The sequence below is a fragment of the Chitinimonas taiwanensis DSM 18899 genome (genome assembly GCF_900119825.1).
Lineage (GTDB): Bacteria > Pseudomonadota > Gammaproteobacteria > Burkholderiales > Chitinimonadaceae > Chitinimonas > Chitinimonas taiwanensis.
On the sequence record NZ_FPKR01000004.1, the window covers coordinates 269,855 to 281,617 of the forward strand.

Genomic DNA, 11,763 nt, shown 5'->3' on the forward strand with positions numbered 1-11,763 from the left:
GGAATACTAGCGAGCTAGAGTTCATCATCCAGCCAGCGCCCCAGCCATTCGGCGCTCACGGCGCCGGCGTCCCAGGTCATCTCGGGTAGGGCGGCAGCCAATTGCTCGGGATTGAGCAGGCGGAAAGCAGCGACTTCGCCATCCTGATTCTGCGGTTGAAAATCGTTCGGTAAGAGCAGGTCGTAGCAGTACAGCAGCTCTTCATGCACGCCATCGTCTTCCAGGCGCCGGCTGCGGATGATGCCGGTCGGACGCGCCAGCCTGGCCAGCTCAGCGCCGACGCCGGCCTCCTCCTGCAGTTCGCGCTGCAGGCAATCTTCCGGGGTTTCGCCGCTGGCGATCAGGCCGGCGGCCAGATTGTCGAGCCGGTCCGGATCGACTGCCTTGCTGGCTGCGCGCTGCGCAACCCAGACCTGGCAATCCTCGCGGTAGCCATTCACATGTACGGCGCGGCTGCACAGGCCCAGGGTGCGGAAGGCGGCGCGTTCGATGCTGAAACGTACACGTCCCCATTGGTCAAGCCAGTCATGAGCTTCATCACGCCAGGCGCGTATCCAACCCTCCTCGCGCAGGGTTTCCGCCAGCGCCTGCAGGGCCTGGCTCTTGCCGAGCGGTCCGCCCAGGTCGTCGCGCAGCAACAAGCCGCGCGGGGTCAGCTGGAATAGTTTGCTGGCCAGCAGGCGCTCGGCCAGCAGGGGCGGCAGCCAACCGGCCTGGATATTTTCCAGATGCCAGGCGATCAGTCCTTGGGTGTCGAGCGAGGGCTCGCTGCCGCGCCATTTTGCCAACAGGTCGATCAGTCGATTGCTGCTCATGCCATGATTCCCGGCCCAGCAATGGGCTTCTTTTCAATGTCTTGCAGCGCTGTCGCTCGATTTGCGCACCGACAAGCTGCTTGCGGCATCGCGCTGCCGCAAGCATATATCCGTGCAGCGCCATCTAGCCAGCTTGCCGATGGGCAACTGGTATTTGTCCGACACCGCGCTGGCGCGCTCAGGTTTTCAGCAGCGCCTCACGCCCGGCCAGCCAGCGCTGCAGATGGGCATCGGCCACTCCCGGTGCGCGCTGCAACAGATCTGCCGCCACATCGCGCGCGCGTTCAAGCAGCTCGGTATCGCGCTCCAAATCGGCAAAGCGCAGCATGGGCACGCCGGATTGGCGTGCGCCGAGAATCTCGCCCGGGCCGCGGATGCGCAGGTCCTCGCGCGCGATTACAAAGCCATCGGTGGTCTCGAAAATCACCTTCAGGCGCTGCTTGGCTACTTCACCCAAGGGGCTGGCGAACAGCAGCACGCAGCTCGATTCCAGCGCGCCACGCCCGACGCGGCCGCGCAGCTGGTGCAACTGGGCTAGTCCCATGCGTTCTGCGTGCTCGATCACCATCAGCGTCGCATTCGGCACGTCCACGCCCACCTCGATCACCGTGGTGGCCACCAGGGCCTGGATCTCGTTGCGGCTGAAGGCGGCCATCACCTCGGCTTTCTCGGCCGGCTTGAGTCGCCCGTGCACAAGGCCGATCTTGAATTCGCCCAGCGCTTCGGACAGCGCGATATGGGTGTCCTGAGCGGTTTGCAGCTCAAGCGCTTCCGACTCCTCGATCAGCGGGCAGACCCAGTAGGCCTGGCGTCCCTCGCTGCACACCTTGCGCACGAACTCGATCATCTCCTCGCGCCGCGCATCGCTGACCAGCCGGGTCTTGATCGGGGTACGGCCGGGTGGCAGCTCATCGATGATGCTCACATCGAGGTCGGCATAGAAGCTCATCGCCAGCGTGCGCGGTATCGGCGTGGCCGACATCATCAGCATATGCGGCTCGACCTGGCGGCTGCCGTCGCCCTGCGCTTTGTTGCGCAGCGCCAGGCGCTGGTGCACGCCAAAGCGATGCTGCTCATCCACGATGGCGAGGCCCAGCTCGGTAAAGCTGACCGCATCCTGGAATAGCGCATGGGTGCCGATAGCAAGGCGCGCGGCCCCGCTTTCCACTTCGGCAATCGCCGCCGCCTTGGCCTTGGGCTTGAGCGAACCGGCCAGCCAAGCCACCTGAATGCCCAGCGGCGCAAGCCAGGCCGCCAGTTTCTTGTGATGCTGTTCGGCCAGGATCTCGGTCGGGGCCATCAGTGCCACCTGGTAGCCCGCCTCGATCGCGTCGAGCGCAGCCAGCGCGGCGACAATGGTCTTGCCGGCGCCCACATCGCCCTGCAGCAGTCGCTGCATCGGGTGGGGCGATACCAGGTCGCGGCGGATTTCCTGCAGCACGCGCGCTTGCGCGCCGGTCAGCCCGAAGGGCAGGCTGTCGATCAGGCGCGTGGCCAGCTCACCCTTGACGCGCAGTGCGGGCGCGCTCTGCTCGCGCCGGCGCTGGTAGGACAGCCGCATCGACAGTTGCTGGGCGAGCAGTTCGTCGAATTTGATGCGCAACCAGGCCGGATGCATGCGCTCGGCCAGCGCGCGGCTTGGAATATCGGGCGTCGGATAGTGGAGCAGGCGCACCGAGGGCTCGAAGGCGGGCAGGTCGAGATCGCGCAGCAGGGCGCTGGGTAGTGTGTCGTGCAGCTCGCGCCCGTCCAGCGCCTGGGCAATCAGCTTGCGCAAGGTCGGTTGCGACAGGCCGTTCACGGTCGGGTAGACCGGGGTCAGCGCCTCGGCCAGCGCGGTATGGTCGCTCACCACGCGCATCTTCGGGTGCACCATCTCTTCGCCGAAGAAGCCGCGTCGTATCTCGCCCAAAAGGCGCACCCGCTTGCCCACGGCCAGCATCTGCTGCTGATTCGGGTAGAAGTTGAGCAGGCGCACGAATAGCTCGCCGCTGGCATCCTGCACGCGCGCCACCAGCTGCTTGCGCGGCCGGAAACTCACCTCGGCATGCACGACCTCGCCCTCGATCAGGGCCGGGCTGCCCACCGGCGCATCGGCAATCGGATAGAGATGGGTCTCATCCTCGTAGCGCAGTGGCAGGTGCAGCACCAGATCGAGCGGGCCCTGGATGCCCAGCTTATGCAGCTTGTCGCGTACCGGTTTGGGAATCTTGCTGAAATCGGGCTTCATAGCGCGCGGATGGCGGTGACCAGGGCGCCGGCCGCATCGCAGCGCCATTTGATATTGAAGCGGTACAGCGCCATGCCGTACTCGCGTTCCGGATCGTCGGCATAGCCGGGGCGTGGGTCCTGGGCGAGCACTTCATTGATCAGCGCGCGCAGCTTCGGGTAGGCCAAGTCCAGCTGCGCGAGTTCGGCGTCGGCCTCGAGGCTGAAGCGTACCGGCAGCGGCGCCTCGCCCGCATCGGCATAGCCGTTCGACGCCGTAGGCAGCGCATCGGCATAGCCGAGATAAGGCTTCAGATCGACCACCGGCGTGCCATCGAGCAGATCGGCGCCTTCCAGGTGAATGCGCACCCCGTCGCGGGTGTCGATGCCGGCCAGCTTGGCTACCGACAGACCGATCGGATTGGGACGGAAGGTGGAGCGGGTGGCAAAGACGCCCACGCGCTGATTGCCGCCCAGCTTGGGCGGGCGCACCGTGGGCCGCCAGCCTTGCGCGGCCGTTTCGTGGAAGATGAACATCAGCCAGACATGGCTGAATTGCTCCAGCCCGCGCACCGTATCCGCCTGATCGAAAGGCGGCTGCAGAATCAGCGTGGCCTCGGCGGAGGGGCAGAGGCCAGGCTGGCGCGGGATGGCGAATTTTTCCTTGAAGCAGCTCTCGATCACGCCAATGGGTTGCAAGGTCCAGGCGCTCACGCGGCCTCTCCGAGCGCTTGGCGGATGGCGGCCAACTGTGTGCTGCTTGGCGCGTGTTCGGCCTTGGCAGCCGCCAGCTCGCAAGCCAGCAAACCGAGACTGCGATAGGTGTCAGCAGTGCGGACATCAAGATCACGCGTTGCGGCCAGCTGACGGGCGACAGCGGCCGCATCGCCGCGCGCGACCGGGCCGGTCAGCGCGGCGCTGGGCGCAAGCTGGTCTAGATTGCGCAGGGTACCGTCGATGAGCGGGCGTAGCGCGGCCCAGGCCTGGCTGCGTTCCACACCGGCGCCGGCCATGCAGCGCAGCGCGGCTTCCATCAGGGCAACCAAATCATTGCAGGCCAGCACGGCCCCGGCGTGGTAGAGCGTCTTGCCGGCCGGGTCGACCGCAAAGCGTCGTGCACCAATTGCATCGAAGAGCGGTCCAAGCTGCGCCAGCGCCGCCGCATCGCCCTCGCAAGCGCAGTAGCTGCCAGCGAACTGCTGGACGGCCAGCGCGGGCTCGGCGAAGGAGGTGAGTGGATGCACGCTGGCCACATAGGCGCCGCGGCGGCGCACCGAGTCCAGCACGCTGCTGGGCAGGGCGCCACTGCAATGGAATACCACGTCCTGTGCGCGCAGCGTGGCGGTGGCGGCCAATTGCTCGGCCCAGTCGGCCAGGCAGTCGTCCGGCGTGGCCAGCAGGGTCAGTGTGGCCGGCCGCAGCATGGCAAGGCTGGCGGCCTGGCCGGCACCGATGAAGGCGATGGCCTGCTGTGTGTGATCAGGATGGCGGCCGATCAGGTCCTGGACCTGCACGAGGCCAGCTTGCTGCCAGAGCCGGGCCAGCGTGCGGCCCAGGCGGCCAGGGCCGATTAGATTGAGAGTGGGGAGCGTCATGCCGTGGTTCAGCCAAGCGATGGCCGATTATCGCACGGCCATGCGGGCTGGCCATGCCCGGCGCAGTGCCCGGCCGCTGTGGATAAGCGCCGAATTGCCAAACGGCGCAGGCAAGCCCAAACAGCTTGTTTACAATGCAGATGTGACTGGTAAATAAGCTTCCCGTATAATTCCATTGTCATTGCCGTCTTGAACCGGAGTTTCCCCATGCAGCGCCTGCTTATTCTTGCCTTGCTCTTACTGACACCGCTGGCCCAGGCCGCCGTGTACAAGTGGAAGGATGCCAATGGCAACACCATCTTCTCCGACCAGCCGCCGCCGAACCAGAAGGCCGAGCAGCGCGATATCAAGGCGAATGTGATGCAGACCAGCGGCGGCAACTTCAATACCCGCGAAGCGATGCGCAAGAACCCGGTCACGCTATGGACCAATAACTGTGGCGAGCCCTGCGATAGCGCGCGCGCCCTGCTGGGCAAGCGTGGCATCGCCTACAGCCTGCGTAATCCGGAAGCCAGCGCGGCTGATTTCGAAGCACTGAAGAAGCTGGTTGGCGCCGCCTCGGTGCCGGTGCTACAGATCGGCAGCAATACCAAGCTGACCGGTTTCAATGCCGCCAGCTGGGCCAGCGCGCTGGATGCGGCCGGCTATGGCCAAACTGCCGATCCCACGCTGAAAGCGGGCGAGACCCCGGCCGCAGCGCCCAAGCAGTAAGCCCTGCTTGCCAGCAACCCCGCCTCGGCGGGGTTTTTTATTGCCGGAAGCTGGCAAAATAGCGCGCCGAACCACTTTCCCGAGCTTAGCCATGCAAATCGCCACCTGGAACGTCAACTCCCTCAAGGTGCGCCTGCCCCAGGTGCTGGACTGGCTGGCGGCGCGGCCCGAGCTGACCGTGCTGGCCATTCAGGAAACCAAGCTGGAGGACCATGCGTTTCCGCGCGCCGAGATCGAGGCGGCGGGTTGGCATGTCGCCTTCGTCGGCCAGAAAACCTATAACGGCGTGGCCATGCTGTCGCGCCTGCCGCTGGAAGACGTGCAGTTCAACCTGCCCAATTTCGACGATCCGCAAAAGCGCGTGATCACGGCGACCGTCGGTGGTGTGCGGGTGATTGGTGCCTATGTGGTCAATGGCCAGGCGCTGGATTCGGAGAAATATCCGTACAAGCTGGCCTGGATCGATGCGCTGATCGCCTATACGCGCGAGCAGCTGGCGCAATACCCGCAGCTGGCGCTGGTGGGCGATTTCAATATCGCCCCGGAAGACCGCGATGTGCATGACCCGGCCAAATGGGCGAACGATGTTCTAGTTAGCCCGCCCGAGCGCGAGCGCTTCCAGGCCTTGCTGGACCTGGGGTTGAAGGACAGTTTCCGTCTGTTCGAGCAGGCCGAGAAATCGTTCAGCTGGTGGGATTACCGCATGATGGGTTTTCGCCGCAACGCCGGCCTGCGCATCGACCATGTGCTGCTGTCCGATGCGCTAGCCGCACGCTGCACCGGCTGCGAAATCGATAAGGAACCGCGCCGCCTGGAACGGCCGAGCGACCATGCGCCGGTCATTGCCACGCTGGCCGACTGAGGCAAGCGCCCAAGAAAAAGCCCCGCAAGCGGGGCATTTTTATTTGCCGGGGTAGGAAACAGTCTGGATGCTGGCCTGGCCCGGCTGCCAATCCCAGTGGCGCTTCCAGGCACCGAGTACCAGATTCGGGTACTCGGGCTTGCCCAGGCTGCCGTTATAGCGGCCCAGCGCGCGATACAGATCGCCCTTCTCGATATCGAGGTAGTGACGCAGGATCGTGCAGCCAAAGCGCAGATTGGTATACATGTCGAACAGATTATGTTCGCTGGTGCCAATGGCGCGCTGCCAAAACGGCATGACCTGCATCAGGCCACGCGCCCCGACCGAGGAGATCGCATACTTGCGAAAGCCGCTCTCCACCTGGATCAGCCCCATGACTAGCTGTGGGTCGAGCCCGGCGCGGGTGGATTCGTAGTGAATGGCCACCAGCAGCTTCTCGCGCATGAAGTCGTCGGGAATCTTCTTCTTCAGGCGCGCCGACATCTCACTCAGCCAGGCCTTGCCCTCGGCCGGGTTGGCGAAAACCAGCCGCGGCGCGGCGGCATCGCTGATCGAGCGCTGCATGGCAGTGGCCACCGAGAGCGACAAAGCCTCCTCGCGCTGCGCACCGGCCAGGGCCGGCAGGGCAGCGAGCAGACTCAGCAGGACAAGCGTTATGCGCAGCATGAGGCGACCATAAACCTTACTGGGCCAGCTTGCCAAGCAGGCGGGCAACGATGTCAGCCTGGGCGACCAGCTCGGTATTGCCGTCCTGACGCGCTACGTACTCGACCTTGCCTTCGGCCAGCGATTTGTCGCCGACGGTCACGCGGTGCGGAATGCCGATCAGTTCCATATCGGCAAACATCGAGCCGGGGCGTGCGTCACGGTCGTCCAGCAACACGTCCACGCCTTGTGCTTTCAGTTCGGCATACAGCGCATCGGCGGCGGCCTTGACTGCTTCGGAGCGCTGGTAGCCGACCGGCACGATGGCCACGCTGAACGGCGCCATAGCGGCGCTGAACTTGATGCCCTTCTCGTCGAAGTTCTGCTCGATGGCGGCGCCGACGATGCGGCTGACGCCGATGCCATAGCAGCCCATTTCCATCGGCTTGAGCTGGCCTTCAGCGTCCAGATAGTTGCAGGACAGTGCCTGGGAATACTTGGTGCCGAGCTGGAAGATGTGGCCGACTTCGATGCCGCGGCAAATTTCCAGTACGCCCTTGCCATCGGGCGAGGCGTCGCCGGCCACCACATTGCGCACATCGGCCACCAGGTCGGCCTCGGGCAGGTCGCGGCCCCAGTTCACGCCAGCGGTGTGGAATTTGGGCTTGTTGGCACCGACTACGAAGTCGCTCATGGCAGCTACCGTGCGGTCAGCGATCAGCCGTACGCGCGAGCGGTCGATGCCCACGGGGCCGAGGAAGCCGGGTGGGCAGTTGAAGAAGGCGCGGATTTCTTCCTCGCTGGCGAAGCGGAAATCGGCCATGCCGGGCAGCTTGCCGACCTTGACCTCGTTCAGGCTATGGTCACCGCGCAGCAGCACGATCTGCAGCTGCTCGCCGGCGACCAGGGCGATCAGCTTGACGGTGCGTTGCAGCGGGATATCCAACAGCGCGGCGACGGCCTCGCAGGTGGTTTGCTTGGGGGTGTCGACATCGCGCAGCGCTTCGCTGGCGGCGGCGCGCGGCGCAGCCGGTGCCAGTGCCTCAGCGGCTTCCACATTGGCGGCAAAATCGGAGGTCGGGCAGTAGGCGAGTGCATCCTCGCCCGAGTCGGCCAGCACATGGAATTCCTGCGAGGCATCGCCGCCAATCGCGCCCGAGTCGGCCTTCACGGCACGGAACTGCAGGCCCAGGCGGGTGAAGATGGTCGAGTAAGCGACATGCATCTTGCGGTAGCTCTCGGCCATGCCGGCGGCGTCCACGTCGAAGGAATAGGCATCCTTCATCATGAATTCGCGCGCGCGCATCACGCCAAAACGCGGGCGGATCTCGTCGCGGAACTTGGTCTGCACCTGGTAGAAGTTCAGCGGCAGCTGCTTGTAGCTCTTGATTTCGCTGCGTGCGATATCGGTGATCACTTCTTCATGGGTCGGGCCAAAGCAGAAGTCGCGTTCGTGGCGATCCTTCATCTTCAGCATCTGCGGGCCGAATACGGCCCAACGACCGCTTTCCTGCCACAGCTCGGCCGGCTGGATGGCCGGCATCAACAGCTCCAGCGCACCGGCCTTGTCCATTTCCTCGCGCACGATGGCCTCGACCTTGCGCAGCACGCGCAGGCCCAGCGGCATCCAGGTGTAGAGGCCCGAGCCGAGCTTCTTGATCAGGCCGGCGCGCAGCATCAGCTTATGGCTAGGCAGTTCGGCTTCGGACGGCGCTTCTTTGAGCGTGGACAGGAAGAATTGCGAGGTGCGCATGGTGCGGCTGGCCCGGTAATCGATTGAAAGTGCGCGATTTTAACCGAGCCGGCGCCCGACGCGTAAACGGCAATGCGTGCGCATACAAAAGCACACGCCCCGCAGGGCGGGGCGTATGGCTTGGGGGCAGGGTGCGGTGTGGGTTCAGCGTTGCTTGAGCGCCTCGTCGATACGCGTGCGCACCAGCTTGTCCAGCTGCGGCTGCAAGGCACCGAGCGTGCGTTTGAGCGCTTCGGCATGCAGGCCGGCCACCTGGCGCGCCATTTCGGCACGCAGCAGCTTTTCCACCTCGGGGCGCAGGCTGGCCAGCACTTCCTGCGCCAGTTGCGCTGGGTCGATGCTGGGCATGGCGACCGGGAAGGCCTCGTCGGGCAGCTCGATGCTCAGCTCATTGAGCATATCGTCGGCCAGCGAAGCGACCGGGCTGGCCGGCGCCAGCTGCGGCGCGGGGCTGGGCGGCACGGGCGCCGGAGGAGCAGCCGGGATTGGGCTGGGCGCTGCGCTGGGCTTGTCTTCCGGCGGAGGGCTGAAGTCGAAATTCAGTGCGAGCTCAGGCATCAGCGGGCCGCTGGGCAGTGGTGGCGTCACGGGCGCCGGGCTGGGGCGCGGACTGGCGGCAGGCTTGAGCGTCGGCAGCGTCAGTTCCGGGAAGTCGAATTCCGGCAGGGCCGCGGCGGCCGGGGCGGTGGGCTTGCTCGGCGCGACGGGTGTGAGGTCGAGGAGCTCGATCGAGCTGGGTTCGGCAGGTGCTGCCGGCTTGGCCGTCGGGGTAGGCGGGCTGGCTATCGGTGCGGCGGCTATCGGCGCCTCGGCTGGCTTGGCGGGTCTGTGCTCAGCGCGGATTTCCTCCGGCGTGAACATCAGCTCATCGCCGATGATGGGCTCGATATCGGTCAGCACCGGGATATCGCCCAGCGCCGAGTCGGCTGCCAGGTCGGTCAGCACGGGTACATGTGGGTCGGCACCCTGGCCGCGATGCTTGGCGATCAGCGCGTCGGTCTTGCCCAGCACGGCCGGTGTCTCAGTGTCGGGGTCCAGCATGGGAAAATCATCGGCCATCACGCACCGCCTTGGGCCAGCTTGGCCATATCCGTGTACTCCACTTCATAGCCGGCCTGCTTATATTGCGCAACGCGCTGGCGCGCGGCTTGCCGGCCGGGTTCATCGTCATGGGCCACGATTTCTATCACCCGCTGCAGGCGTGGGTCGATAGGCACCATGCGTGCGGTCCAGTTGAACAGCACATCGCGTGGCAATAATTTATCCAGGCGGTGGTCGATCAGCGCCGGGGTATCGGCGGCACAGGCATCTTCGGCCAGGCAGTGGGGGACGAAGCCGGTGGGCGGGATCTCCCACAGCAGCCGGTCAATGACCCGGCTGGCTGTTTCCGACTCCGTCATCACGCCGATGGCGAGCTTACGCTTCACGGCCTTCCCCAGCAGCTGGCATAGCGCCTGCTCGCGGTTGGCCACATTGAAATAGAAGCTCGCCACTGGCTGTGACATCTTACTTCTTCTTGGCTGCAGGCTTGGCGGCCGGCTTGCTAGCTGCCTTGGCAACAACCTTGGCAGCAGGTTTGGCTGCGGCGGTCTTGCTGCTTGTCTTGACGGCGGGTTTGGCAGCCACGGCCTTCGCAGCTGGCTTCGCGGCAGCAGCCTTGGCCGGTGCGGCCTTGGCAGCCGGTGCCTGGGCAGCGCGCTGACGCAGGAACTGAGTCAGCAGCGGCACCGGACGACCGGTGGCACCCTTGGCTGCGCCCGACTTCCAGGCGGTGCCGGCGATGTCGAGGTGGGCCCAGTCGTACTTCTCGGCGAAGCGCGACAGGAAGCAGGCTGCGGTAATCGAACCGCCGCCAGGGCCGCCGATATTGGCCAGATCCGCAAAGTTCGACTTCAGCTGCTCATGGTATTCCTCGCCCATCGGCATGTGCCAGGCGCGGTCGCCCGCCACATCGCCCGCGCGGGCCAGTTCCTGGGCCAGCTCGTCCTTGTTTGCATACAGACCGCTGGTGTGGTTGCCCAGGGCCACCACGCAGGCGCCAGTCAGGGTGGCCACATCGACCACGGCAGCCGGTTCGAAGCGTTCGGCATAGGTCAACAGGTCGCACAGCACCAGACGGCCTTCAGCGTCGGTGTTGAGGATTTCTACCGTCAGGCCCAGCTTGGTGGTGACCACATCGCCCGGCTTGCTGGCATTGCCGGCCGGCATGTTTTCGCAGCTGCCGATGATGGCGTAGACATTGAGCGGCAGCTTGGCAGCACCAATTGCATGCATGGTGCCCAGCACCGAGCCGGCGCCCATCATGTCGTACTTCATCTCATCCATATTCGCACCGGGCTTGAGGCTGATGCCGCCCGAGTCGAAGGTCAGGCCCTTGCCAACCAGCACGACCGGCTTGTCGCCCTTTTTGCCGCCCTCGTGCTTGAGCACGATCAGCTTCATCGGCTCGGTCGAACCCTTGGTCACCGACACGAAGGACAGCATGCCTTCCTTCTCGATGGCCGGACGATCGAAGATCTCGGCCTTCATGCCGAACTGCTTGGCGATGTCCTTGGCGGTTTCGGCCAGATGGGTAGGCGTGCAGTAGTTGGGCGGCAGATTGCCCAGCTGCTTGGCCACATTCATGCCCTGGCCGAGTGCGGCACCGGCCACGATGGCAGCCTTGGCTGCTGCTTCGTCGGCCTTGGCGACCAAGAGGCTGATCTTGCTGATGCCGGCCTTGTCGCTCTTCTTGGACTTGGTGGTGTCGTACTTATAAGTCGCGTCGAAAGCGGCGGTGGCGATCTCTTCGGCCACGAAGGCGGCGTCCTTGCCATCAAAGGCAATCGCCAGCTCGCCACCGACGGCGGCGGCAGCCTTGACGGCGGCACGGGCCGCATCGCGGAAATCCTTGTCGCTCTTGCCAACGCTGACCAGCAGCACGCGCTCGGCGGCAATGCCCGGCACCTTGTGCAGCAGTACGCTGCTGCCGGCCTTGGCTTCCAGGTCGCCCAGCTTGAGGACGGCGGCCAGGTGGCCGGCGGCAGCCTTGTCCGCGACGGTGCCGGCGCTGCCCAGCTTGCCATCGTGTACGGAAAGGGCCAGCACGGCGGCCTTGTGTTTGTCGGCGCTCACGGCCTTGGCAATGATTTCCACGGAGGACTCCTGTAAGATCGCGGCTCGGTCGCTTTCGGG

Annotated in this window: 12 protein-coding genes; 3 read left to right on the forward strand and 9 right to left on the reverse strand. The window is 65.2% G+C overall.

The window, feature by feature from the left end; translation table 11 throughout:
• Positions 1 to 14 precede the first annotated feature (14 nt).
• From BT173_RS06760 to BT173_RS06775, 4 genes are all read right to left on the reverse strand, one after another.
• Positions 15 to 815, reverse strand: a complete 801-nt coding sequence (locus tag BT173_RS06760; protein ID WP_072427869.1) for an NUDIX hydrolase — start codon at positions 813 to 815, stop codon at positions 15 to 17.
• A gap of 178 nt (positions 816 to 993) precedes the next feature.
• Positions 994 to 3,045: an ATP-dependent DNA helicase RecG gene (gene recG / locus BT173_RS06765; protein WP_072427870.1), complete on the reverse strand. Its 2,052-nt coding sequence runs from the start codon at positions 3,043 to 3,045 to the stop codon at positions 994 to 996.
• Complete coding sequence (gene tsaA / locus BT173_RS06770; RefSeq protein ID WP_072427871.1) at positions 3,042 to 3,737, reverse strand: tRNA (N6-threonylcarbamoyladenosine(37)-N6)-methyltransferase TrmO; 696 nt, start codon at positions 3,735 to 3,737, stop codon at positions 3,042 to 3,044. Before tsaA ends, recG begins: the two co-directional genes overlap by 4 nt.
• Positions 3,734 to 4,618: a Rossmann-like and DUF2520 domain-containing protein gene (locus BT173_RS06775; RefSeq protein WP_072427872.1), complete on the reverse strand. Its 885-nt coding sequence runs from the start codon at positions 4,616 to 4,618 to the stop codon at positions 3,734 to 3,736. Before BT173_RS06775 ends, tsaA begins: the two co-directional genes overlap by 4 nt.
• On the opposite strand from BT173_RS06775, the gene BT173_RS19605 reads away from it, so the two are divergent.
• The 3 genes from BT173_RS19605 to xth all read left to right on the forward strand — a co-directional run bounded on the left by BT173_RS19605 (position 4,617) and on the right by xth (position 6,191).
• Positions 4,617 to 4,775, forward strand: coding sequence for a hypothetical protein (locus BT173_RS19605; RefSeq protein ID WP_175545567.1), 159 nt, complete (start codon positions 4,617 to 4,619; stop codon positions 4,773 to 4,775). The two genes, BT173_RS06775 and BT173_RS19605, sit on opposite strands and share 2 nt — an antisense overlap.
• Before the next feature lie 50 nt (positions 4,776 to 4,825).
• Positions 4,826 to 5,329 (forward strand): glutaredoxin family protein, encoded by a 504-nt coding sequence (locus BT173_RS06780; RefSeq protein WP_072427873.1) that lies wholly within the window; start codon positions 4,826 to 4,828, stop codon positions 5,327 to 5,329.
• A 91-nt stretch (positions 5,330 to 5,420) separates the two neighbouring features.
• Positions 5,421 to 6,191, forward strand: coding sequence for an exodeoxyribonuclease III (gene xth, locus BT173_RS06785; protein ID WP_072427874.1), 771 nt, complete (start codon positions 5,421 to 5,423; stop codon positions 6,189 to 6,191).
• A 39-nt stretch (positions 6,192 to 6,230) separates the two neighbouring features.
• Here xth and BT173_RS06790 read toward each other — a convergent pair whose 3' ends face one another.
• From BT173_RS06790 to BT173_RS06810, 5 genes are all read right to left on the reverse strand, one after another.
• Positions 6,231 to 6,857 carry a lytic transglycosylase domain-containing protein gene (locus tag BT173_RS06790; protein WP_072427875.1) on the reverse strand — a complete coding sequence of 209 codons (627 nt, stop codon included), beginning with the start codon at positions 6,855 to 6,857 and terminating at the stop codon, positions 6,231 to 6,233.
• A gap of 16 nt (positions 6,858 to 6,873) precedes the next feature.
• The gene (locus BT173_RS06795) at positions 6,874 to 8,589 is read right to left on the reverse strand and encodes a proline--tRNA ligase (protein WP_072427876.1); all 1,716 of its coding nucleotides are present in this window, start codon (positions 8,587 to 8,589) and stop codon (positions 6,874 to 6,876) included.
• A gap of 144 nt (positions 8,590 to 8,733) precedes the next feature.
• Complete coding sequence (locus BT173_RS06800) at positions 8,734 to 9,630, reverse strand: hypothetical protein (RefSeq protein WP_139256073.1); 897 nt, start codon at positions 9,628 to 9,630, stop codon at positions 8,734 to 8,736.
• A gap of 17 nt (positions 9,631 to 9,647) precedes the next feature.
• Positions 9,648 to 10,094 (reverse strand): DNA polymerase III subunit chi, encoded by a 447-nt coding sequence (locus BT173_RS06805; protein WP_072427878.1) that lies wholly within the window; start codon positions 10,092 to 10,094, stop codon positions 9,648 to 9,650.
• A 1-nt stretch (position 10,095) separates the two neighbouring features.
• A complete protein-coding gene (locus tag BT173_RS06810; protein WP_072427879.1) occupies positions 10,096 to 11,724 on the reverse strand; it encodes a leucyl aminopeptidase in 1,629 nt (542 codons plus the stop codon).
• Positions 11,725 to 11,763 lie beyond the last annotated feature (39 nt).

Bases quoted from the DNA above. Each gene is read 5' to 3' on its own strand.
- BT173_RS06760 (WP_072427869.1), bottom strand. From the start codon at position 815: ATGAGCAGCAATCGACTGATCGACCTGTTGGCAAAATGGCGCGGCAGC.
- recG (WP_072427870.1), bottom strand. From the start codon at position 3,045: ATGAAGCCCGATTTCAGCAAGATTCCCAAACCGGTACGCGACAAGCTG.
- BT173_RS19605 (WP_175545567.1), top strand. From the start codon at position 4,617: ATGCCGTGGTTCAGCCAAGCGATGGCCGATTATCGCACGGCCATGCGG.
- BT173_RS06775 (WP_072427872.1), bottom strand. From the start codon at position 4,618: ATGACGCTCCCCACTCTCAATCTAATCGGCCCTGGCCGCCTGGGCCGC.
- BT173_RS06780 (WP_072427873.1), top strand. From the start codon at position 4,826: ATGCAGCGCCTGCTTATTCTTGCCTTGCTCTTACTGACACCGCTGGCC.
- xth (WP_072427874.1), top strand. From the start codon at position 5,421: ATGCAAATCGCCACCTGGAACGTCAACTCCCTCAAGGTGCGCCTGCCC.
- BT173_RS06790 (WP_072427875.1), bottom strand. From the start codon at position 6,857: ATGCTGCGCATAACGCTTGTCCTGCTGAGTCTGCTCGCTGCCCTGCCG.
- BT173_RS06795 (WP_072427876.1), bottom strand. From the start codon at position 8,589: ATGCGCACCTCGCAATTCTTCCTGTCCACGCTCAAAGAAGCGCCGTCC.
- BT173_RS06800 (WP_139256073.1), bottom strand. From the start codon at position 9,630: ATGCTGGACCCCGACACTGAGACACCGGCCGTGCTGGGCAAGACCGAC.
- BT173_RS06805 (WP_072427878.1), bottom strand. From the start codon at position 10,094: ATGTCACAGCCAGTGGCGAGCTTCTATTTCAATGTGGCCAACCGCGAG.